Annotated in this window: 18 protein-coding genes; 9 read left to right on the forward strand and 9 right to left on the reverse strand. The window is 71.5% G+C overall.

All coding sequences use genetic code 11. The annotated features are described in order from the left end of the window. The first annotated feature begins 114 nt into the window (after positions 1–114). Positions 115–1,191: a LacI family DNA-binding transcriptional regulator gene (locus AMK31_RS22405; protein ID WP_073942370.1), complete on the forward strand. Its 1,077-nt coding sequence runs from the start codon at positions 115–117 to the stop codon at positions 1,189–1,191. Then, positions 1,188–2,096 (forward strand): carbohydrate kinase family protein, encoded by a 909-nt coding sequence (locus tag AMK31_RS22410; RefSeq protein ID WP_073942371.1) that lies wholly within the window; start codon positions 1,188–1,190, stop codon positions 2,094–2,096. Before AMK31_RS22405 ends, AMK31_RS22410 begins: the two co-directional genes overlap by 4 nt. Positions 2,097–2,642: 546 nt before the next feature. Here AMK31_RS22410 and AMK31_RS22415 read toward each other — a convergent pair. Beyond that, positions 2,643–3,509: a helix-turn-helix domain-containing protein gene (locus AMK31_RS22415; RefSeq protein ID WP_073942372.1), complete on the reverse strand. Its 867-nt coding sequence runs from the start codon at positions 3,507–3,509 to the stop codon at positions 2,643–2,645. Positions 3,510–3,609: 100 nt separating this feature from the next. Here AMK31_RS22415 and AMK31_RS22420 point away from each other — a divergent pair, with 100 nt between their 5' ends. Beyond that, positions 3,610–4,176 (forward strand): YceI family protein, encoded by a 567-nt coding sequence (locus AMK31_RS22420; RefSeq protein ID WP_073942373.1) that lies wholly within the window; start codon positions 3,610–3,612, stop codon positions 4,174–4,176. Positions 4,177–4,253: 77 nt separating this feature from the next. On the opposite strand, the gene uvrA is transcribed toward AMK31_RS22420, so the two are convergent. Further along, on the reverse strand, positions 4,254–7,283 hold the full coding sequence (uvrA, locus tag AMK31_RS22425) for an excinuclease ABC subunit UvrA (RefSeq protein WP_073942374.1): 3,030 nt from the start codon (positions 7,281–7,283) through the stop codon (positions 4,254–4,256). A 223-nt stretch (positions 7,284–7,506) separates the two neighbouring features. On the opposite strand from uvrA, the gene AMK31_RS22430 reads away from it, so the two are divergent. Continuing rightward, entirely contained in the window at positions 7,507–8,193 is a 687-nt protein-coding gene (locus AMK31_RS22430) for a maleylpyruvate isomerase family mycothiol-dependent enzyme (RefSeq protein WP_073942375.1), read from the forward strand. 21 nt (positions 8,194–8,214) lie between these two features. Continuing rightward, on the forward strand, positions 8,215–8,871 hold the full coding sequence (locus tag AMK31_RS22435; protein WP_073942376.1) for an MBL fold metallo-hydrolase: 657 nt from the start codon (positions 8,215–8,217) through the stop codon (positions 8,869–8,871). A gap of 220 nt (positions 8,872–9,091) precedes the next feature. Here the strand turns inward: AMK31_RS22435 and aroQ are convergent, their stop codons facing one another. After that, the gene (gene aroQ, locus AMK31_RS22440) at positions 9,092–9,565 is read right to left on the reverse strand and encodes a type II 3-dehydroquinate dehydratase (RefSeq protein WP_073942377.1); all 474 of its coding nucleotides are present in this window, start codon (positions 9,563–9,565) and stop codon (positions 9,092–9,094) included. 101 nt (positions 9,566–9,666) lie between these two features. Here aroQ and AMK31_RS22445 point away from each other — a divergent pair, with 101 nt between their 5' ends. Next, positions 9,667–10,713, forward strand: a complete 1,047-nt coding sequence (locus tag AMK31_RS22445; RefSeq protein WP_073942378.1) for a S66 family peptidase — start codon at positions 9,667–9,669, stop codon at positions 10,711–10,713. A gap of 62 nt (positions 10,714–10,775) precedes the next feature. Further along, the gene (locus AMK31_RS22450; RefSeq protein ID WP_198948536.1) at positions 10,776–12,080 is read left to right on the forward strand and encodes an MFS transporter; all 1,305 of its coding nucleotides are present in this window, start codon (positions 10,776–10,778) and stop codon (positions 12,078–12,080) included. Here the strand turns inward: AMK31_RS22450 and AMK31_RS22455 are convergent. From AMK31_RS22455 to AMK31_RS22480, 6 genes are all read right to left on the reverse strand, one after another. Then, on the reverse strand, positions 12,070–13,170 hold the full coding sequence (locus AMK31_RS22455; RefSeq protein WP_073942379.1) for a calcium:proton antiporter: 1,101 nt from the start codon (positions 13,168–13,170) through the stop codon (positions 12,070–12,072). The two genes, AMK31_RS22450 and AMK31_RS22455, sit on opposite strands and share 11 nt — an antisense overlap. Before the next feature lie 287 nt (positions 13,171–13,457). Then, the gene (locus AMK31_RS22460; RefSeq protein WP_107468683.1) at positions 13,458–14,459 is read right to left on the reverse strand and encodes a TerC/Alx family metal homeostasis membrane protein; all 1,002 of its coding nucleotides are present in this window, start codon (positions 14,457–14,459) and stop codon (positions 13,458–13,460) included. A 263-nt stretch (positions 14,460–14,722) separates the two neighbouring features. Continuing rightward, positions 14,723–16,747 carry a TerD family protein gene (locus AMK31_RS22465; RefSeq protein WP_073942381.1) on the reverse strand — a complete coding sequence of 675 codons (2,025 nt, stop codon included), beginning with the start codon at positions 16,745–16,747 and terminating at the stop codon, positions 14,723–14,725. Positions 16,748–16,802: 55 nt separating this feature from the next. Continuing rightward, positions 16,803–17,381, reverse strand: coding sequence for a TerD family protein (locus AMK31_RS22470; RefSeq protein ID WP_073942382.1), 579 nt, complete (start codon positions 17,379–17,381; stop codon positions 16,803–16,805). A 204-nt stretch (positions 17,382–17,585) separates the two neighbouring features. Continuing rightward, a complete protein-coding gene (uvrB, locus tag AMK31_RS22475) occupies positions 17,586–19,742 on the reverse strand; it encodes an excinuclease ABC subunit UvrB (protein ID WP_073942383.1) in 2,157 nt (718 codons plus the stop codon). A 41-nt stretch (positions 19,743–19,783) separates the two neighbouring features. Continuing rightward, entirely contained in the window at positions 19,784–20,650 is an 867-nt protein-coding gene (locus AMK31_RS22480) for an MHYT domain-containing protein (protein WP_073942384.1), read from the reverse strand. 279 nt (positions 20,651–20,929) lie between these two features. Here AMK31_RS22480 and AMK31_RS22485 point away from each other — a divergent pair, with 279 nt between their 5' ends. Both AMK31_RS22485 and AMK31_RS22490 read left to right on the forward strand, forming a co-directional pair. Beyond that, on the forward strand, positions 20,930–21,808 hold the full coding sequence (locus tag AMK31_RS22485) for a glycerophosphodiester phosphodiesterase (RefSeq protein ID WP_073942385.1): 879 nt from the start codon (positions 20,930–20,932) through the stop codon (positions 21,806–21,808). A 52-nt stretch (positions 21,809–21,860) separates the two neighbouring features. Then, on the forward strand, positions 21,861–22,415 hold the full coding sequence (locus AMK31_RS22490; protein WP_073942386.1) for a methylated-DNA--[protein]-cysteine S-methyltransferase: 555 nt from the start codon (positions 21,861–21,863) through the stop codon (positions 22,413–22,415). Positions 22,416–22,536 lie beyond the last annotated feature (121 nt).

Below are 22,536 nucleotides of genomic sequence, written 5' to 3' on the forward strand. Positions count from 1 at the left end.
GATGCCCGCGCCTCTCTGCGCACGAGGAGACGTAAACGTTTGCGCAAGCGTTTACGCACGCCTTCCGATGGGATACCTTCCGGCGTGGAAGGGGCGTGGAGGGAAGGAAACGCGATGCCGACCATGGCCGATGTCGCACGGACCGCCGGGGTGTCCGTGGCGACCGTCTCCCACGTCCTGAACGGCACCCGGCCCGTGCTGCCCCACACCCGGCAGGCCGTCCTCGACGCGATCGACGAGCTGGACTACACCCCGAACACCCTCGCCCGCTCCCTGGTGACCTCCCGGACCCGCTCCATCGGTCTGGCGGTGTCCGCGATCAGCAACCCGTACTTCACGGAGATCCTCCAGGGCGTCGAGGCGAGTGCCCTGGAGCACGGTTACAGCCTGCTCATCGCCGATCCGCACGACGACCCCGAGCACGAGCGCAAGGTCGTCCAGCTGCTGCACGAGCGCCGGGTGGACGGCATGATCGTCGCCCCGTCCGCCGATCCGCGGGAACTCGTCTCCTACCTGCGCCGCCACGACGTACCGGCCGTCTTCCTGGACCGCGTCGTCGACGACCGCGCGGAGGGCGCCCAGCGGTTCGACCAGGTCTGCGCCGAGAGCGCCGAGCCCATGACGCGGCTGGTCACCCATCTCGCCGGGCTCGGCCATCGCCGGATCGGCCTGGTCGCGGGCCGGCCCGGACTCAGCACCACCGGCGAGCGGATCACCGGCTACCGGCACGGCCTCGCGGCCGCCGGGCTGCCGTTCGAGGAGCGGCTGCTGGTGCACGGCGACTCGGAGCAGGCGGGCGGTGAGCGGGCCACCCAGGCCCTGCTGTCGCTGGCCGCGCCGCCCACCGCGCTCGTCACCGCCAACAACGCCATGACCATCGGCGCCCTGCGCGCGCTGCGCGAGCGCAACCTGACCGTGCCCGACGACCTCGCGCTGTGCTGCTTCGACGACTTCGCCTGGGCCGACCTGTTCTCGCCCCGGCTCACCGCGATCGCCCAGCCCAGCAAGGAGCTGGGCGCGGAGGCGGTACGGGTGCTCCTGGAGCGCCTTGCCGCGCCGGACCGGCCCGCCCGGACCGTGCGGCTGCCCTGTGTGTTCGTCCACCGCAGTTCCTGCGGTTGTCCCGACCGGCCCGCGCGGCCGGATACATCCGAAGGGCTCCAGCGGCCCGAGAGAGGAGCCGACTCGTGATCGTCGTCGCCGGTGAGGCCCTGATCGACCTGGTACCGCACGACCCGGGCGCCCTGGCGAGCCTGCGGCCGGCGCTCGGCGGCGGCCCGTACAACACGGCCGTCGCGCTCGGCCGGCTCGGCTCTCCCACCGCCTTCTGCTCCCGCGTCTCCTCGGACGCCTTCGGCGAGGCGCTGCTGGACGGTCTGCGGGCGGCCGGGGTGGACGTGTCGGGCGTGGAACGCGGCGCCGAGCCGACGACGCTCGCCGTCGCCACGATCGACGAGCAGGGCTCGGCGGCCTACTCGTTCTACGTGGACGGCACCGCCGACCGGCTGTTCACCGCCCCGGCCGCGCTCCCGGCGGGGACCCGCGCGGTGTCGTTCGGCACGTGCTCGCTGGTGCTGGAGCCGGGGGCGAGCGCCTACGAGGAGCTGATGCGGACCGCGGCCGGGCAGGGCGTGTTCACGGCACTCGATCCGAACATCCGGGCGGGTCTGATCCCGGACGCGGACGCCTATCGGGCGCGGTTCCTGAAGTGGCTGCCGTCGGTGACGCTGCTGAAGCTGTCCGAGGAGGACGCGCGGTGGCTGGGCGGCACACCGCACGAGTGGCTGGCGGCCGGGCCCTCGGCCGTCGTCATCACCCGGGGCGGCGACGGGCTGACCGTCTTCACGCGGGAGGGCGCGGAGTACTCGGTGCCGGGCGAGAAGGTCACGGTGGTGGACACGATCGGCGCCGGGGACACCGTCAACGCGGCCCTGCTGCACGGTCTGGCCGCCCACGACGCCCTCACCGCCGAGGCGCTCGCCGGCCTGGGCACCGACGGCTGGACACGACTCCTGCGGTTCGCGTCCCGCGCGGCGGCGATCACCTGCTCCCGGGCCGGCGCGGAGCCGCCGTACGCGCGGGAACTGGAGGGCTGACGCCGGGTCTCCCTCCGGGGGCGGATGGCAGTCGGGGGCCGGTGGAGCGGCCGGCGTCGCGCCGCGAACGGGCGGCGCCCGGTCGGTCGGGACGCTGGTCGAACGGTGGGCGTCGCGCCGGTCGAGCTGATGGCGTCCGGCGCCTGGAGACGCCGTGGCGGGGGGACGCCGTGGCGGGGGGACGCCGTGGCCGGGGCGGGGACGCCGGTCGAACGGGCGGCGTCCTGAGACCCTGCGGCGGCCGGAGGCCCCGTGGTGATCGGAACGCCAGCGAATTGGTCGGCGTCGCGCCGGACGAAGCCGGCGTCCGGTGTGCGGAGGCCCTGCGGCAGTCAGAGGCCGACGGAACGGTCAGCGTGGCGCCAGGCGAGCGGACAACGTCCGGGCCCGGAGGCCCGGCGTGGCCAGGACACCGGTCACCCGGTCGGCGTCGCGCCGGGCGAACGGAGGGCGTCCGGAGCCCCCCGCCGCGCCCGGCGTCCGGAGCCCCCGCCGCGCCCACGCCCGACACCCCAGCACTCCAGAACCCGGCACCCCGCGGAGCGGTCAGCCCGCTGCTCGGCTCACCGCACGCAGGGCGCCCGGGCGGCGGCCGGTCAGGCGGTCCAGGGCGGCTGCCGTGGCTTCGTCGGCCGGGAGGTGGATGACGACTCGCTGGCCGTCCTCCGGCAGGGCGAGCGTCTCGTGCAGCAGCCGCAGCGGACCGACCTCGGGGTGTTCGACGCGCTGTGAGCCCACCCGGCGCGGGGCCGTCGCCAGGTCGGCGAACCGGTCGGCGAACTCCGCTCCCGCCGTCACCGTCAGCTCCTCGGCCAGCTCGGCGGCGTACGGGTCCCGGAGGGGGACGTCGTGCCGGAGCTGGGCGACCAGGTTGTCCGCCTCGCGCTCCCAGTCGGGGTAGGCGTCGCGCGCCCGGGCGTCGGTGAACAGATGGCGGAGCAGGTTGGGCTGCTCGGCGTCGAGCACCCCGATCGGGCCGAACAGCCCCGCGTACCCGCTGGTGTGGGCGAGGACGTCGCCGATCCAGTTGAGGACCACGGCGGGGGCGGGCTCCAGGTGCTCCAGGACGGCGCGCACGGTGGGGCGCGGAGTGCGGCTGAGCGGCGGGGCCGCCCCGCAGACGAGCGGGTCGCCGCCGTCCGCCTCCTTGGTCAGGCGGCGCAGCACCACCCGGTCCTGGAGGGTCAGGTTCAGCGCGTCGGCGAGGGCTCCGAGGACCTGGGCGGACGGGTTGCGGTCCCGTCCCTGTTCCAGGCGCGTGAGGTATTCGACGCTGATCCCGGCCAGAGTGGCCAGTTCGGCGCGGCGCAGTCCGGGGGTGCGGCGGCGCAGGCCCGGGGGCAGTCCGACCTCCTCCGGAGTCACCGCCTCGCGCCAGGTCCGCAGGTACGTGCCCAACTCGTTGTCGCTCACCCTGCGAACGTACCAACGCCCGCGCGCCGAAGGGTGGCCCTGCGACTACCAGGCTCGTCCCGGTCTCCCTGCCGCGCTTTTCGGCCCTCAGGGTGGGGGCATGACGCGAAACGACTTCTCGGACACGCTGACCACCACCGCCCTGCCCCTGTCCCCCGGCGACTGGGAGCTGGACCACCTGCACTCGGCCGTCAACTTCACCATCCGCCACCTGGGCATCGCCAAGGTGCGCGGCCGCTTCACCGAGGTGAAGGCCGCTCTCCACGTCGGCGAGGCGTTGGAGGACGTACGGGTGACGGCGGAGATCGCGCTCGCCTCGATCGACACCGGCAACCCGGACCGGGACGCGCATGTCCGCGCCTCCGACCTGCTGGACGTGGAGAAGCGCCCCACGATGGCCTTCCGCTCGACCCGGGTGTCGGGCGAGGGCGAGGACTGGACCATGGAGGGTGAGCTGACGATCGGCGAGGTGATCCGTCCGGTGACGCTCGCCGTGGAGTTCGGCGGACTGGTCGACGTGCCGATGGACGGCAGCCGGCACGCCGGGTTCGAGGCGACGGGCGAGATCCGCCGCACCGACTACGGCCTCGACTTCGCGCCCGGGCTGCTCGGTGACGTGGTGAAGATCCAGCTCGACATGCAGTTCGTGGAGCCGAAGGCCGCCTGAGGGGGCGAGACGCGCGGTGCCCCGGCGAACGGTCCGAACGGTCCGTCCCACGGGGCACCGCGCGTCGCTGCGCGTGATCAGGCCTTGCGGGCCCGCGTCGTCTTCTTCGCGGGCGCCGCCTTCTTCGTGGCCGCGGCCGCCTTCTTGGTCGCCGTGTTGTTGGCGCTCTTGGCGGTGACGGTCTTCTTCGCCGTGGACCTGGCGGCGACGGTCTTCCGGGCCGTGCTCCGCGCGGGGGCCCGGACCGGCTCGGCGTCGCTGATCCGGTCGGCGCCGAGGATCTCCCGCAGGAACTTGCCGGTGTGGCTGGCCGGGACCGCGGCGACCTCCTCGGGCGTGCCCTCGGCGACCACGACACCGCCGCCCGCGCCGCCCTCGGGACCCATGTCGACGATCCAGTCGGCGGTCTTGATCACGTCGAGGTTGTGCTCGATGACGATGACCGTGTTGCCCTTGTCGACCAGGCCGGACAGGACCTTCAGCAGCTTGCTGATGTCCTCGAAGTGCAGACCGGTGGTCGGCTCGTCCAGGACGTAGACCGTACGGCCGGTGGAGCGCTTCTGCAGCTCGCTGGCGAGCTTGACGCGCTGCGCCTCACCGCCGGACAGGGTGGTCGCGGACTGGCCGAGGCGGACGTAGCCGAGGCCGACGTCGTTCAGCGTCTTCAGGTGGCGGGAGATCGCCGGGACGGCCTCGAAGAAGTGCATCGCCTCCTCGATCGGCATGTTCAGGACCTCGGCGATGGACTTGCCCTTGTAGTGGACCTCCAGGGTCTCCCGGTTGTACCGGGCGCCGTGGCAAACCTCGCACGGGACGTAGACGTCCGGGAGGAAGTTCATCTCGATCTTGATGGTGCCGTCGCCCGCGCAGTTCTCGCAGCGGCCGCCCTTGACGTTGAAGGAGAAGCGGCCGGGCATGTAGCCACGGACCTTCGCCTCGGTGGTCTCGGCGAACAGCTTGCGGATGTGGTCGAAGACGCCGGTGTAGGTCGCCGGGTTCGACCGCGGGGTGCGGCCGATGGGCGACTGGTCCACGTGCACCACCTTGTCGACGAGGTCGTCGCCGTCCACGCGCGTGTGCCGCCCGGGGACGGTCCGCGCGCCGTTCAGCTCGCGGGCCAGGTGCGTGTACAGGATGTCGTTGACCAGGGTCGACTTGCCGGAGCCGGAGACGCCGGTGACGGCCGTGAACACGCCGAGCGGGAACGAGACGTCGATGTCCCTGAGGTTGTTCTCGCGGGCGCCGTGCACGGTGAGCTGCCGGGACGGGTCGAGCGGGCGCCGGATGTCCGGCACCGGGATGGACTTCTTGCCCGACAGGTACTGGCCGGTCTGCGACTCGGCGTTGGCGAGCAGTTCCTTCAGGGAGCCGCTGTGCACCACCTTGCCGCCGTGCTCACCGGCGCCGGGGCCGATGTCGACGATCCAGTCGGCGACCTTGATGGTGTCCTCGTCGTGCTCGACGACGATGAGCGTGTTGCCCATGTCGCGCAGCCTGACCAGGGTCTCGATCAGCCGGTGGTTGTCGCGCTGGTGCAGCCCGATGGACGGCTCGTCGAGGACGTAGAGGACGCCGACGAGACCGGAGCCGATCTGGGTGGCGAGCCGGATGCGCTGGGCCTCGCCGCCGGAGAGCGTGCCGGCCGCGCGGTTCAGCGAGAGGTAGTCCAGGCCGACGTCGACCAGGAACCGCAGCCGCTCGTTGACCTCCTTCAGCACCCGCTCGGCGATCTTCTTGTCGCGGGCGTTGAGCTTCAGCTCGCCCAGGAACTCCGCGCAGTCGCTGATGGACATCGCGGAGACCTCGGCGATCGACTTCTCCATGATCGTGACCGCGAGGACGATCGGCTTCAGGCGCGTGCCCTCACAGGTGGGGCAGGGCACCTCGCGCATGTAGCCCTCGAAGCGCTCGCGGCTGGCGTCGCTCTCGGCCTCGCTGTGCCGGCGCTTGACGAAGGGCACGGCGCCCTCGAACGGCGTGGTGTACACGCGCTCGCGGCCGTACCGGTTGCGGTAGCGGACCTCGATCTGCGTCTTGTGGCCGTACAGCAGGGCCTTCCTGGCGCGCTGCGGCAGGCCCGCGAACGGGATGTCGGTGCGGAAGCCCAGCGCGTCCGCGAGGGCGCCGATCAGACGGCCGAAGTAGTCCTTGGTGTGACCGTGCGACCAGGGGTGGATGGCGCCCTCGTCGAGGGACTTGTCCGGGTCCGGGACGATCAGCTCGGGGTCGACCTCCATGCGCGTGCCGATGCCGGTGCACTCGGGGCAGGCGCCGAAGGGCGAGTTGAAGGAGAAGGAGCGCGGCTCCAGCTCCTCGAAGGACAGGTCGTCGTACGGGCAGTACAGGTGCTCCGAGTACATCCGCTCGCGCTCGGGGTCGTCGTCGGGGAGGTCGACGAAGTCGAGCACGACCATGCCGCCGGACAGGCCGAGGGCGGTCTCCACGGAGTCGGTGAGGCGGCGCTTGGCGGAGTCCTTGACCGTGAGGCGGTCGACGACCACCTCGATGGTGTGCTTCTCCTGCTTCTTCAGGGTCGGCGGGTCGGAGAGCTGGATCGTCTCGCCGTCCACGCGCGCGCGGGAGTAGCCCTTGGTCTGGAGGTCGGCGAAGAGGTCGACGAACTCGCCCTTGCGCTCGCGCACCAGCGGCGAGAGCACCTGGAAGCGGCTCCCCTCCGGCAGCTCCAGGACCTTGTCCACGATGGCCTGCGGCGACTGCCGGGAGATCGGGCGGCCGCACTCGGGACAGTGCGGCTTGCCGATGCGGGCGAAGAGCAGCCGGAGGTAGTCGTAGACCTCGGTGATGGTGCCGACCGTCGAGCGCGGGTTGCGCGAGGTCGACTTCTGGTCGATGGAGACCGCCGGGGAGAGGCCCTCGATGAAGTCGACGTCCGGCTTGTCCATCTGGCCGAGGAACTGGCGGGCGTACGAGGAGAGCGACTCCACGTAGCGCCGCTGGCCCTCGGCGAAGATGGTGTCGAAGGCCAGGGAGGACTTGCCCGACCCGGACAGGCCCGTGAAGACGATGAGCGAGTCACGTGGCAGGTCGAGCGAGACGTTCTTCAGGTTGTGCTCACGCGCGCCACGGACGATGAGACGGTCGGCCACGCCGGTCCGCACCTTTCTTGAGAGAAGTGACAGGGGCGGGGCCCCCGTCTTTCTCAGACTAGGGGGAGCCACTGACAACGCCGGTCGGATTTCCCGGTCGCATAACAATCCCCGACCATCCAGCATGCCCGACGCCGCCTTCGACCATATAGCACGCGCATTCGATTTATGGCCCCGGTCCGCCTCCTTCACCCGAAGGAGTGGCGGGGCTAGGGTCAGGCCCATGATTGATCACGCTCGTGACCTGGTGTCTGTACGCGAGGCGACGGAGCGGCTGCTCACCGCAGCCGCCAAGTTGGACAACGCGACCGTGACGGAACCGTCACGGCTGCCCGGCTGGACCCGCGGCCACGTCCTCGCCCACCTGGCCCGCAACGCGGACGCCCTCGTGAACGTCCTGGAGGGCCGGCCCATGTACGTCTCCGGCGAGGCCCGGAACGCCGACATCGAGCGGGACGCCCCCCGCGCCCTGGACGTCCAGCTCGCCGACGTCCGCGCGAGCGCCGAGCGCTTCCAGGAGACGGGGGCGGCGCCCGCCGACTGGTCGCGGACCGTGGAGCTGCGCAACGGCGTCACCGACTCGGCGTCCCGGGTGCCCTTCCGGCGGTGGGTCGAGGTCGAGCTGCACCACGTGGACCTCGGCATCGGCTACGAGCTGGAGGACCTGCCGGCGGAGTTCACGGAGCGGGAGATCGACTTCCTCGCCGACCGCTTCACGGGCAGCCCCGAGGTGCCGCCGACCCGTCTGACGGACGGCACGCGCGCGTGGAGCACCGGCCGGGAGGCCGACGCCCCCGAGGTCACCGTTCGGGGCACCCGCGCGGAGCTGCTCGGCTGGCTCGCCGGCCGGCGCGACGGGTCGGGGCTGACCGTGGCGGGCGGGGCGCTGCCGCCCCTGCCTCCGCTGTGACCGCGACCTAGACTGGCGGCCATGACGTACAGCGGACAGGTGACGGTCGGCGGCCCGGCGGACGTGCACGAGCTCAAGGACCTGATGATCACCAAGATCGCGGTCGGCCCGATGGACAACAACGCCTATCTGCTGCGCTGCCGGGCCACGGACGAGCAGTTGCTGATCGACGCGGCGAACGAGGCGCGGACGCTGCTCGGCATGATCGGTGACGACGGCATCGCCTCCGTCGTCACCACCCACCGCCACGGAGACCACTGGCAGGCGCTCGCCGAGGTCGTCGCGGCCACCGGCGCCCGTACGTACGCGGGCCGCGACGACGCCGAGGGCATCCCCGTGCCGACCGACGTCCTGGTCGACGACGGCGACGTCATCCGGGTGGGGCGCGTGGAGCTCACCGCGCGCCACCTCGTCGGCCACACGCCCGGGTCGATCGCCCTCGTCTACGACGACCCGCACGGGCACCCGCACGTCTTCACGGGCGACTGCCTCTTCCCCGGCGGCGTCGGCAACACCCACAAGAACCCCAAGGCGTTCGCCAGCCTGATCCGCGATGTCGAGACCAAGATCTTCGACGTCCTCCCGGACGAGACGTGGGTCTACCCGGGACACGGCAACGACACCACGCTGGGCACGGAGCGCCCGCAGCTGCCGGAGTGGCGGGCGCGGGGGTGGTGACCGGGTGACTTCGGGGCGCGCGGCATCGCACGCGCGCCCCGTGTGAACGACGTGCACGCACCGAGGCCCCGCGCACGCTCCCCGCGAACCGCACCGCGCGGTCAACTGATGGCAGCCCCGCGCGGGATGACGTTCCCGATGGCGTCTCCGCGTGGCACGGGCCGCCGGTCTTCGAACCCCGCCCTCGGCCGGCGGCCCGGGGCGGGACACGCCCCAGGGATCACGCCTTCGCCCGCGTCTCCCCGAGCAGCGCGGCGACGCGTTCCACGCCGAACACGTATCCCTGGATGCCGCAGCCGGCGATGATGCCGTCGGCGCGCAGGGAGACGTAGGAGATGTGCCGGAACGACTCCCGCTTGTGGATGTTGGAGATGTGGACCTCCACCACCGGCATGCCGTCACAGGTGTTCAGCGCGTCGAACAGCGCGACGGAAGTGTGCGTGTAGGCACCGGGGTTGATGACGATCGCGCAGTGGTTCTCCCGCGCCTCGTGGATCCAGTCGACCAACTGGCCCTCGTGGTTGGTCTGCCGCAGGTCGATGGTGCCGCCGTGCGCGGCCGCCGCCTTGGCGCACAGGGCCTCGACGTCGGCGAGGGTGTCGGAGCCGTAGATCTCCGGCTGGCGCTGCCCGAGGAGGTTCAGGTTGGGGCCGTTGAGAATCATGATCGGGGCGTTGGCCAGGGTGCGGGGCACTGTTCCTCCGGTCGTTCGAGGTGGGGCGGTCCTGCCGGGACCGCTGCTCGACCCGGTTTATCACGGTGCGTCGGCGGCTCGACCGGCCGTACCCTCCCGGCATGATCACACCGCAGTACCCTCCCAAGCCCTCCCCCGGTGACCGCATAGCCGTCATCTCGCCGGCCAGCGGCCTGCCCGGCCTCTTCCCGCGCCCCCACGAGCTGGGCCTGTCGCGGCTGCGCGACGACTTCGGCCTCGAACCGGTCGAGTACCCGGCGACCCGGAAGATGGGAGCGACACCGCGCGAGCGGGCCGACGACATCCACGCCGCCTTCGCCGACCCGGACATCAAGGCGGTGATCGCCTCGATCGGCGGCGACGACCAGATCACCGTGCTGCCGCTGCTCGACCGGGAGCTGATCCGGGCGAACCCCAAGCCGTTCGTCGGGATGAGCGACAACACCAACCTGCTGGTCTACCTGCGCAACACCGGCATCGTCGGCTACCACGGCGCGAGCGTGATGGTCGAACTGGGCCGCCCCGGCGCCATGAACCCGCGGACGGCGGACTCGCTGCGGGCGGCGCTGTTCACCTCCGGCCCGTACGAGCTGCGTCCCGCCGAGCGGTGGAACGATGTGGACCGCGACTGGGCCGACCCCGCGACGTTCGAAGCGGAGCCGCCGAGCCGGCCCAACGACGGCTGGACCTGGGTGAACGCCGACCGCGTGGTGGAGGGCCGCAGCTGGGGCGGCAATCTGGAGATCCTCGGCTGGATGCTGATGGCCGACCGTGAGATCGCCCGCGACCCGGCGGAGTACCGGGGCGACGTGCTGTTCCTGGAGACCTCGGAGGAACTGCCGAGCGCCGCGGAGGTCTACCGCACCCTGCGCAACATGGGCGAGCGCGGGCTGCTGCGGCAGTTCTCCGCGCTGCTGATGGCGCGCGCCAAGACCTGGTCGTTCGATCGTCCCAACAGCCCGGAAGAGGGCGCCCGTTACGCCGCCGACCAGCGCGAGGCCGTACTGCGCGCCATGCGCGTGTACGCCCCCGGCACCCCGATCGTCTTCGACGTCGACTTCGGTCACACGGACCCGCAACTCGTGATCCCGTACGGCGGCACCGTACGGGTCGACGGCCCGGCCCGGCGCATTACGGTCACATACTGAAGCGGACCGGCCACCTCCACGCGCCCCCGTAACCCGCGATCACTGTGGGTAGTTGACGCGGCATGCACGACGTACGCACCGTGAAGGCACCGTCCATGCTGCGGCTCGCGAGCGCCGCCCTGGCCGGTACCGCCATCGAGTTCTACGACTTCTTCGTCTACGGGACCGCTGCCGCGCTGGTCCTCGGGCCGCTGTTCTTCCCGACCGTCTCCCCGCTGGCGGGCACGCTGGCCGCGTTCGCGACCTTCGGCGTGGGATTCGTGGCGCGGCCGCTGGGATCGGTGCTGTTCGGGCACATCGGGGACCGGCGCGGACGCCGGCCGGTCCTGGTCGTCTCGCTGCTGCTGACGGGGGCCTCCACGGTCGCGGTCGGCTGTCTGCCGACGTACGGCTCGATCGGTATGGCCGCTCCCCTGCTGCTCGTCACCCTGCGCTTCCTCCAGGGGCTGGGGCTCGGCGGGGAGTGGGGCGGGGCGGTGCTGCTGACCGCCGAGCACGCGCCCGCCGAGCGGCGCGCGCTGTGGTCGAGTTTTCCGCAGGTCGGGCCCGCGGTGGGCTTCCTGCTCGCCAACGGCTCGATGCTGGTGCTGTCGGCCACCTTGTCGGAGGCGGAGTTCGCCGCGTGGGGCTGGCGGGTGCCGTTCTGGGCGGCGGGGGTGCTGGCCGCCGTGGGGCTGTGGCTGCGCTCGTCGCTCGCCGAGAGCCCCCGTTTCCTCGAGATCGAGGAGCCCGCGCGCGTGCCGCTCGCCGAGGTCGTGCGCCACCACTGGCGACTGGTCCTGCTGACCGCCGGGGCCCTGGCCGTCGGCTACGCGGTCTTCTACGCCGTCACCACCTGGTCCCTCGCCTACGGCACGGAGCGGCTGGAGGTGAGCCGCAGCGTGATGCTGACCTGCATCATGGCCGCGGTGGTGGTGAAGGGCGCGCTCACCCCGGTGGCGGCGGTGCTCGGCGACCGGTACGGGCGGCGGCCGATGTGCCTGGCCGGCTGCGCGGCCACCGCCCTGTGGATGTTCCCGATGGTGGCGCTGCTCTCGACCGGCGCGCCGCTGCTGATGTTCCTCGGGTTCCTCGGCGCGATGCTGGCGTTCATCACGATGTTCGCGGTGATCGCCGCCTATCTGCCCGAGCTGTACGAGCCGCGGGTGCGCTGCACGGGCGCGGCCGTCGGCTACAACCTCGGCGGGGTGCTCGGCGGCGCTCTCACCCCGATCGCGGCGACCGCTCTGGCCGAGCAGGGCGGCCGGGTGCCGTGGGGCGTGGGCGCCTATCTGACCGGGATCGCCCTGCTCAGCCTGGCGTGCTTCGCGCTGCTGCCGGAGACCCGTCCGGTGCCGGTCGCCGTGGCGAAGCCGGTCATGGATTGATCGCCAGCTCCAGGTAGGCCGCGAACAGCACCAGGTGCACGCCGCCCTGGAGGGGGGTGGCGCGGCCCGGTACGACCGTCAGCGACGCCACGACCACGGTCAGCGCGAGCAGCACCATGTGGGTGGCGCCCAGGCCGAGGACGAGTGGTCCGGACAGCCAGATGGAGGCGAGGGCCACGGCGGGAATGGTCAGGCCGATGCTGGCCATCGCGGAGCCGAGCGCCAGATTGAGGCTGGTCTGGACCCGGTCGCGGCGGGCGGAGCGCAGTGCGGCGATGGTCTCGGGGAGCAGCACGAGCAAGGCGATGACGACGCCGACCACGGCGTGCGGCAGCCCGGCGGCCGCCACGCCTGACTCGATGGTCGGCGACACGCCCTTGGCCAGCCCGACCACGCCGACCAGGGCGAGGCCGAGCAGCCCGAGGCTGAGCCAGGCGGTGCGGGCGGACGGCGCGTCGGCATGGGCGTCCTCGCTCATCACCTCTCCCTGCCGGGTGACGGGCAGGAAGTAGTCGCGGTGTCTGACCGTCTGGGTCGCCACGAACAGGCCGTACAGGGCCAGCGACGAGATCGCGGCGAAGGTGAGCTGCACCCCGGAGAACTCGGGGCCCGGCTTGCTGGTGGTGAACGTCGGCAGCACCAGGCTGAGCGTGGCCAGGGTGGCGACCGTGGCGAGGGCGGCGCCGGTGCCCTCGGGGTTGAAGAGCGCCGTGCCGTGCCGCAGTGAGGCGACCAGGAGGCAGAGGCCGACGATGCCGTTGCACGTGATCATCACGGCCGCGAAGACGGTGTCCCGCGCCAGGGTCGCACTCTTGTCGCCGCCGTCGGCCATCAAGGTGACGATCAGAGCGACTTCGATGATCGTGACGGCGACGGCGAGGACGAGGGAGCCGAAGGGCTCCCCGACCCGGTGGGCGACGACCTCGGCGTGGTGCACGGCGGAGAGCACCGAGCCGGCCAGCACCAGGGTCACGACCGCGACGACCGCGCCGGGAAGATCGCGTCCCCAGGTGAAGACCAGCAGGATCACGGCGAGCACCGGCACGAGGAACGTCCACTGGTGGGTGAGCGACCTGAGCCGAACGATCATGTGGCGATCGTCGCAGACGGGCTGTGGCTTCGCATTCCGGTCCGCGGGCCGTTCGACGGTCCCGCTCCCGCTGGTCAGGTGCTCCTTCTGGCCTGCTCCCACATCTCCTCCTCGCGTTCGCTGCTCGTCGCCCGGTCTCGTCCTCGCTCGTGTCGGTGGCCCTCCTCGGTGGTCGGTGTGTCATCGCGTGCGTCGGTGCACGGTGCCGGAAACGCGGCACCGGGAGCGGCGATCGGCGATGCGCCGCTGCCGCTCCCGGTGCTGGGTGCGCTGTCGGTACGACGCGATCAGGCGTCGACGCTGTCCTTCGGGTTCTGCTCACCCTCCGTCCGCGCCGCCTCGGCCGCGGTCTGCTTCCTGGTGGCCATCAGGCTGGTGATCGTGGTGACGACCAGGACGGCGCAGATCACGCCGAGGGAGACCGGGATGCTGATCTCGGGGACGTGGACCCCGGACTCGTGCAGGGCGTGCAGCACCAGCTTGACGCCGATGAAGCCCAGGATGACGGACAGGCCGTACGACAGGTGGACCAGCTTCTTCAGCAGGCCGCCGATGAGGAAGTACAGCTGCCGCAGACCCATGAGGGCGAAGGCGTTGGCGGTGAAGACGATGTACGGGTCCTGCGTGAGGCCGAAGATCGCCGGGATGGAGTCGAGGGCGAACAGGACGTCGGTGGTGCCGATGGCGAGCATCACGACCAGCATCGGCGTCATGACGCGCTTGCCGTTCTGCTCGATCCACAGCTTGGTGCCGTGGTATCGGTCGGCCACTCCGAAGCGGCGCTCGGCGGCCTTGAGGAGCTTGTTCTCCTCCCACTCCTCGTCCTCCTCGTCGGCCCGGGCCTCCTGGATGAGCTTCCAGGCGGTCCAGATCAGGAAGGCACCGAAGATGTAGAACACCCACGCGAAGCTGGCGAGGATGGCGGCGCCGGCGGCGATGAAGATCGCTCGCAGCACCAGGGCTATGAGGACGCCGATGAGCAGCACCCGCTGCTGGTACTGCGACGGAACCGCGAACTTCGCCATGATCAGGACGAAGACGAAGAGGTTGTCGACGCTCAGCGACTTCTCGGTGATGAAGCCCGCGAAGAACTCGCCGGCGGGCTGGCCGCCGCCGAAGAAGAGCAGGCCGAGTCCGAAGAGACCGGCGAGGACGATCCAGACGACGGTCCAGATCCCGGCTTCCTTGATGGATACGTCGTGGGGCTTGCGGCCGATGAAGAAATCGACCGCGATCAGGGCGGCGAGGCCCACGACCGTCAGGACCCACAGGGTCACGGAAACTTCCACTGCGCCTCCGGCAGTACGTAGCGGCGAACAGAACAGTCAGCGTCGTCGCGCTGCCGGAGGTCTCTTCCACCCACGATGGGCCGACGCCCCGGGATCTGGCCAGATCCGTATTGACGGGTACGCCGCAGCAGACAGGGAGTACTCCCCTCCGTGCGGAAAAGAGTACCCCAATCACCAAGGAAAGGTAAAGCGATTGGTAAAGGAAAAGGTAAATGGCCAGGTCAGGCCGCTTTACTAAGGCTTGGCCCAGGAGTGGGTGCGGGTCATGGGCGCCAGGCTCGGCGGGCCGTCGCGACCTGGGTGAGCACCTGCTGGAGCACCTGGCTGCCGGGCGGCACGAGCGGCGGCTCGTACGTCCAGGCGTGCCCGACCCACGGGTCGGCGAGGTGGTCGTCCGGCACCGGCGTCAGCCGCAGCAGCGAACGCCACAGCGGATCGAGCAGCGGGCCATATCCCGCGGCGTCCTCGCGGTCCGCGACCATCATCAGGTGGACGCCGACGTCGGGGCCCTCGTCCGCGAGGTACCGCAGCTGGGTGACGGCCCGGTCGTCGAAGCCGTGCGGGAAGTCGTTGACCACCAGCAGGTGGCGGGAGGTGTCGAAGCCCGGCGGGAGCGAGTCGGCGGCACCGCCGCGGACCGCCATCTGCACCAGGTCGACCCGCTGGGTCAGCCGGGACAGCACGTCCGCCACCCCCGCGGCGCCCAGCGCGGGCGGGGCCGCGAGGACGCCGGTCTGCACCAGCGGTGCCAGCGCCTGCGCGCCGGACCCGGCCGGGTCGATGACGTAGACGGTGAACTCGCCCGCCGGGTGGACGGCGAGCAGCCGGGCCGTGTGCGCCACCGCCGACTCCAGCGCCAGGCGGCGCGCCTCGTGCGTGTCGGCGAACGAGCCGTCGAGCGATCCCGCGCGCCCGCTGTCGATCCACAGACCGCGCTCCAGCGGCAGCCGGACCAGCATCGGGATGCGCAGCCGGGCGCACTCCGGCAGGTGCAGGTCGCCGAGGCGCACGGCCATCGGCAGTTCCATCGGCACCTGGTAGCCGTGCCAGACGGGGTTGTCCCAGCCCGCGTACGCCGGCGGCAGCGCGGGTTCGACGACGTCCGCCTCCGCGGTGAGCTGGGCGAGGTCCCGGTCGAGGGCCTGGCGGGCCTGGTCGACGAGCTGGGAGTGCTTGGCGCGGGCCGCCTCCCGGGCGGCGTCGGCCTGTCCGCCGATGCGGCTGCGCGGGTCGGAGAGGACCTGTTCGAGCTCCTTCTCCATGCGCGAGTCGGCGAAGTCGACGGCGCTGCGGTAGGCCGCCGTGGTGCGGGCCAGGTCCTCGAACATGCCCCAGACCTGGTTGTAGAGCCGCTCGTCCATCGACCAGCCGGTCGCGTCGCCCGCGACGGGGTGCGCGGGCTGACCGGGCGCCGCCGGGGGCGCGGTCGGCGGGGGCGGGGGCGGGGCGGCGTTCTGCCGACGCGGGTGGTGGTAGTTGATCGGGCCGCCCGCGGTGGGCACGGACGGCTGGGTGACGGCGGCCGGGTCCGCCGGGGCGGGGCCCGATCCGTAAACGGACGGGTCCGCCGGGGCCGGGTCCGTGCCGTAGCCCGGCAGGGAGCCGGTGGCGCTCTGAGTGCCCGGTGCGCCGTAGGGCGATCCGCCGGCTTCCGGGCCGAGGGTGGGGGCGGCGGGCTGCCGGGTGCGGTCGCCGTCCGCCGTACGCGGCGGGGGCGCCGCCACCGAGCGGGCCATGCCCTGGGCCACCGCGTCGTTGATGGCGGCGGCGAGCCGGTGGGCCTCGGGGAGGCTCTGGTCGGCGAGGAGGTCGGCGAGGCCGCCCGCGTAGCCCTGGCCGACCGCGCGCACCTTCCAGGCGCCCTGCCGGCGGTAGAGCTCCAGGGCGACGACGGCCGTCTCGGCCTCCAGGCCGGTGAGGGTGAAGGTGGCTATCTCGGCGCCGTCGAGGCCGGTGACCGCGACGAAGGGTGCGGCGACGGCACCGAAGCGGCCGGGGCCGCCCGCGGTGCCGACGGGCAGGGAGAGCAGCACGTGCACCCGGTGCACGGCGTCCGGCATGGCGTCCAGGTCCACGGCGAGGCGGTGGTCGGCCGCCGCCTGGCGGGAGACCTCCAGGCCGGGCAGGGTGGGTGCGCCCGGGTGGGCCACCCCTTCCACGCCGTGGACCTTGCCGTTCTCGTCGCCGAGAGTGGCCGCGGCCACGATCGGCGTGCCGGCCGAGACCCTGATCTCCAGACGGGCCTGGGAGAGCGGGTGGTTCTGCCCCCGCACCAGCTCGGCCGTCATCGCCTTGTCCCCCTGTTGTCGCTGTGTAGGTGTGGTCTGCCGGACGCCGGCCGGATCAGAGCAGCGGCAGGATGGCCGGCATCAGGTCCTGGAAGGTGCGGCCGTTGGCCGGGTTGCCGAGGGCGGTCATCGACCAGCCGGCACCCGCGCGGTGCACCTTCGCCATGATCTGGGCCGTGTAGGCGCCGCCGCCCGCGAGGGTGTAGCGGGCCAGCTCCTGGCCGTTGGTCTCGTCGACCAGGCGGCAGAACGCGTTCTGCACCTCCTGGAAGGTCTGGCCCGTGAAGGAGTTCACGGTGAAGACGATCTGGTCGATGTGGACCGGGAGGCGCTGCAGGTCGACGAGGATCGCCTCGTCGTCGCCGCCCTGGCCGACACCGCCGACGAGGTTGTCACCGGTGTGGCGGACCGAGCCGTCGTCGCTCACCAGGTGGCGGAAGAAGACGACGTCGACCGGCTGCTTGTCCGCGAACAGGACGGCGGAGGCGTCGAGGTCGATCTCGCGGGTGCGCGAGCCGAACAGGCCGCGTCGCGGGGCCGCCTGCCAGCCGAGACCCATGCGCACCGCGGTCAGGCTGCCGCCGTCGTTCTTCTGCAGACTGATGGCCTGACCCTTGGTCATGTTGACGGTCACGCGCTGATTCCCCTCTCGAACAGTCCCCTGTTGCCGCGGTGTCCGCGGTTGACCTGAACACTACGCAGGGGCACTGACAGTGCCGTACCCCGGCCCGGACTTTGTGTCGGTCTTGCAACACAGCGCAGCCGGTGGCGGGGCCTGCGGGGTTGCCGGGGCGCCGGTCCAGTAGCGGAGCGGAGGGCCGGCGCCCGCGCGGGGCCGTCAGGACAGGCCCGCCTCCTTCATCTGGCGCAATTCCTTCTTCATCTCGGAGACCTCGTCGCGCAGTCGGGCCGCGATCTCGAACTGGAGGTCCGCGGCAGCGGCCCGCATGCGGGCGGTCAGCTCCTCGATCTGCTCGGCGAGTTCGGCCGCCGGACGGTCGGTCGGCACCGTCTCCTTGGCCTTGCCCTTGGCCGGCTTGGCGGCCTTGGTGGCCTTCGCGCCCTTGACCCCGTGCTCGGCGAGCGAGGGGACCGGGGCCTTGGTGCCGCGGCCGTCCTTCTTGGCCCGGTAGCCGGTGCCGAGCAGCTGCTCGGTGTCGACCTCCTCGCGGGCGATCTGCGCGACGATGTCGTTGATCTTCTTGCGCAGCGGCTGCGGGTCGATGCCGTTCGCCTTGTTGTAGGCGATCTGCTTCTCCCGGCGGCGGTTGGTCTCGTCGATGGCCTTCTCCATCGCCGGGGTGATCTTGTCCGCGTACATGTGGACCTGGCCGGAGACGTTTCGTGCCGCGCGGCCGATGGTCTGGATCAGGGAGGTGCCGGAGCGCAGGAAGCCCTCCTTGTCGGCGTCGAGGATCGCCACCAGGGACACCTCGGGCAGGTCGAGGCCCTCGCGCAGCAGGTTGATGCCGACCAGGACGTCGAACTCGCCGGCCCGCAGCTCTCGGAGCAGTTCGACGCGGCGCAGGGTGTCGACGTCGCTGTGCAGATAGCGGACGTGGATGCCCATTTCCAGGAAGTAGTCGGTCAGGTCCTCGGCCATCTTCTTGGTGAGGGTGGTGACCAGGACGCGTTCGTCGCGCTCGACGCGGGTGCGGATCTCGTGCACCAGGTCGTCGATCTGGCCCTCGGTCGGCTTGACGACGACCTCGGGGTCGACGAGGCCGGTCGGGCGGATGATCTGCTCGACGACGCCGTCCGCGCGGGACAGCTCGTAGGTGCCCGGGGTGGCGGAGAGATAGACGGTCTGGCCGATGCGCTCCTGGAACTCCTCCCACTTCAGGGGGCGGTTGTCCAGCGCGGAGGGCAGCCGGAAGCCGTGGTCGACGAGGGTGCGCTTGCGGGAGGCGTCGCCCTCGTACATGGCGCCGATCTGCGGCACGGTGACGTGCGACTCGTCGATGACGAGGAGGAAGTCCTCCGGGAAGTAGTCCAGCAGCGTGTTGGGCGGGGAGCCGGGCGAGCGGCCGTCGAAGTGCATCGAGTAGTTCTCGACGCCGGAGCAGGTGCCGATCTGGCGGAGCATCTCCAGGTCGTAGGTGGTGCGCATGCGCAGCCGCTGGGCCTCCAGGAGCTTGCCCTGCTTCTCCAGGTCGGTCAGCCGCTCGGCGAGCTCCTTCTCGATGTCGTTGACCGCGCGCTCCATGCGCTCGGGGCCCGCGACGTAGTGGGAGGCCGGGAAGACGTAGAGCTGCCGGTCGTCGCTGACGATCTCGCCGGTGATCGGGTGGAGCGTGGACAGGGCCTCGATCTCGTCGCCGAACATCTCGATGCGGACGGCCAGCTCCTCGTAGACCGGGAAGATCTCGATGGTGTCGCCGCGGACCCGGAAGGTGCCTCGGGTGAAGGCCATGTCGTTGCGCGTGTACTGGATGTCGACGAAGCGGCGCAGCAGCTGGTCGCGGTCGATCTCGTCGCCCACCCGGAGGGGCACCATGCGGTCCACGTACTCCTGGGGCGTGCCGAGGCCGTAGATGCAGGAGACCGAGGCGACCACGATGACGTCACGCCGGGTGAGCAGCGAGTTGGTCGCGGAGTGGCGCAGGCGCTCGACCTCCTCGTTGATCGAGGAGTCCTTCTCGATGTAGGTGTCCGACTGCGGGACGTAGGCCTCGGGCTGGTAGTAGTCGTAGTACGAGACGAAGTACTCGACGGCGTTGTTCGGCAGGAGCTCGCGGAACTCGTTCGCCAGCTGGGCGGCCAGGGTCTTGTTCGGCGCCATGACCAGCGTGGGGCGCTGGAGCTTCTCGATCATCCACGCGGTGGTGGCGGACTTGCCGGTGCCGGTCGCGCCGAGCAGCACGACGTCCTTCTCACCGGCTTCGACACGCCGGGCGAGGTCGGCGATGGCCGCCGGCTGGTCGCCGTTCGGCTGGTAGGGGCTGACGACCTCGAAGGGCGCCACCGTACGTTCGATCTGGGAAACGGGCCGCATGCCATCCACCGTACGACCCGCCACTGACAACGGGCTCGGGATCAGTGGTTCTGCGGCGTGCGGGCCCGGCGGCCGGCCGGCCGGCGGCGGGCGCGGAGCGGGAAGCGGGTGCCCTGGTGGCGGCCGGGGACGTGGGCCGGGACGCCCGGCTTGTTCTCCGGCCGGGGCCAGTCGGGCTTGCCCATGACCATCAGCGGGTCGAACAGGACGACGACGCCCGCGAGCCCGAGGAAGGCCAGCGGGCCGATCAGCATGGGGGCGAGCAGAGCGGCGGGCGAGTCGCCGGCGGTGGGGGCGGCGGTGCCGTGGACGTGGACGCTGAGCGCGGCCATGCCGGTGTAGTGCATGCCGCTGACCGCGAGGCCCATGACGAGGCTGGCGCCGATGCTCCACAGGAACCCTCTGACCTGCCCGGCGGCCCAGAGGGCGGCGGTGGCGGCGGCCATGGCTATGACGACCGAGGCGGAGACGGTGAGGGTGTTGTACTCCAGCTGCCCGTTCAGCCGCATCCCGGCCATGCCCAGGTAGTGCATCGAGGCGACGCCCAGACCGGTGATCGTGCCGCCGGTGAACAACGCGGCCCCGCGGGCGCCCCGGTAGCCGACGATGAAGATTCCGACGCCCACCATGACGATGGCGACGGCCAGGCTGGCGTAGGTGGTGGGCTTGTCGTAGTGGATCGGCGCCTCCTCGACCGTGAACCCCATCATCGCGATGAAGTGCATGGTCCAGATGCCGGAGCCGATGGCCGCGGACCCGAGGGCGAGCCAGCCGGGGCGCCAGGACCCGGCCACCAGCATGGATCTGGTGGTGCAGCGCAGGCCGAGGGCACCGCCGAGGCAGGCCATGACATAGGCCGCCAGCGGGGTGACGAGGCCGTAGCTGAATCCGTCGACCGTGCCTTGCATGCGCGGTAGCCCTTCGCCCTCTTCCGTCCCGGAATTCCCTGAAATGTCGCCTCTTCCCAGGACCGCCCGAGCGGTCAGGGTTGAGGCAGAGAGTATGACTCCCACCGGAATGGTCGAACGACTTTCCGGCAAAGAAACACGCCCCCGCCGCAGATGTGCGGCCCCGGTGAGCGGCTTCCGGTAAACCCGTTCCATCTGTGGTCATCGTGTACCCACCTCGCGTTGACCCTCTGCTGTCAGAGTTGAGCTGTCCGTGATCGCTCTACGCGAGGAGTACGCATGCACCCGCGCGCAGCCGCCGCCACGACCACCGCGCTCCTGGGCGCCGCAGCCCTGCTGGTGCCGGCCCCGCACCACCGCGCGGAGGCCGCGGCGGTCGAGCGGCCCGCCGTCATCGCCCATCGGGGGGCCTCGGCGTACGCCCCGGAGAACACCCTGTCCGCCGTCGACAAGGCCGCCGAGCTGGGCGTCGAGTGGGTCGAGAACGACGTCCAGCGCACCAAGGACGGCGAACTCGTGGTGATCCACGACGACAGCCTGCAGCGCACCACCGACGCCGAGGCGGTCTTCCCCGGCCGGGCTCCCTGGAAGGTGAAGGACTTCACCGCCGCCGAGATCGCGCGCCTGGACGCCGGAAGCTGGTTCGACCCCGCGTACGCGGGCGCGCGCGTGCCGACGCTGAAGGAGTATCTGCACCGCGTGGAGTCCCATCACCAGAAGCTGCTCCTGGAGATCAAGAAGCCGGAGCTGTACCCGGGCATCGAGCAGGACACGCTCAAGGTCCTCGCCAACGAGGGCTGGCTCGACCAGCGGCACGAGACGGACCGGCTCGTCGTGCAGAGCTTCAGCGTGGACAGCCTGCGGACCGTCCACGAGCTGCGCCCCGGCGTCCGGACGGGCTTCCTCGGGACACCGCCGGTGGCGATGCTCCCGCGATACGCACGGTTCCTTGACCAGATCAACCCCCCGTACACCAGTCTCCACACCGGTTACGTCCTCACCGTGCACGCCTTCACCGGGGCGCACGGCCGGCAGCTCCGGGTGTCCGCCTGGACCGTCGACTCCGCGGACACCGCCCGGACCGTCGCCTCGTACGGAGTGGACGGCATCATCACCAACAGGCCCGACCTGGTTCGGGATGCGCTGGACGGCGGGTGACTTCCGGGCCGGCGTCCGGGCGTTGTCAGTGGCGGGCCGTACGGTGGGTCGCATGAGCAGCGATGGGCAGTACGAGCAGCAGGTGGTGTGGACCGTCGTCGGTACGGACATCGGTCCCCTGCTGCTGGCCGCGACCCGTGACGGCCTGGTCAACGTCGTCTTCCATGCCGCGGACGCCGTGCGCGACAGGGCCCTGGACCGGCTGGCCGCCCGGCTGGGCACCGAGCCCGTCGAGGCTCCCGGCTCCCCGCTGCTCGCCGAGGCGATACGCCAGGTCGAGGACTACCTCACCGGCGCGCGGCACGACTTCGACCTGCCGCTGGACTGGTCGCTGATCTCGGGCTTCAACCGGCAGGTGCTCCGCGAGCTGGCCCTAGGCGTGCCGTACGGCACGGTCGTGGGCTACGGCGATCTGGCCGACCGGGTCGGGCAGCCCGGCGCGGCGCAGGCGGTGGGCGCGGCGATGGGCGCCAATCCGCTGCCCGTCGTCGTGCCGTGCCACCGGGTCGTCGAGCGCGACGGCGGGATCGGTGGGTTCGGTGGCGGCCTGGAGACCAAGCGGAAGCTGCTGGCCCTGGAGGGTGTGCTGCCGGAGCCGCTGTTCTGAGGCTCACTGTTCTGAGGCTCGCTGTTCTGAGGCTGGTTGTTCTGAGGCTCGCTTCGAACCGGTGGCGTCTGCCACGGGCCGCGCGCGTTTGAGCGGGGCCACCGCCCGCCAGGGATGAGGG

The sequence above is a fragment of the Streptomyces sp. TSRI0107 genome (assembly GCF_001905845.1).
Taxonomy (GTDB): domain Bacteria; phylum Actinomycetota; class Actinomycetes; order Streptomycetales; family Streptomycetaceae; genus Streptomyces.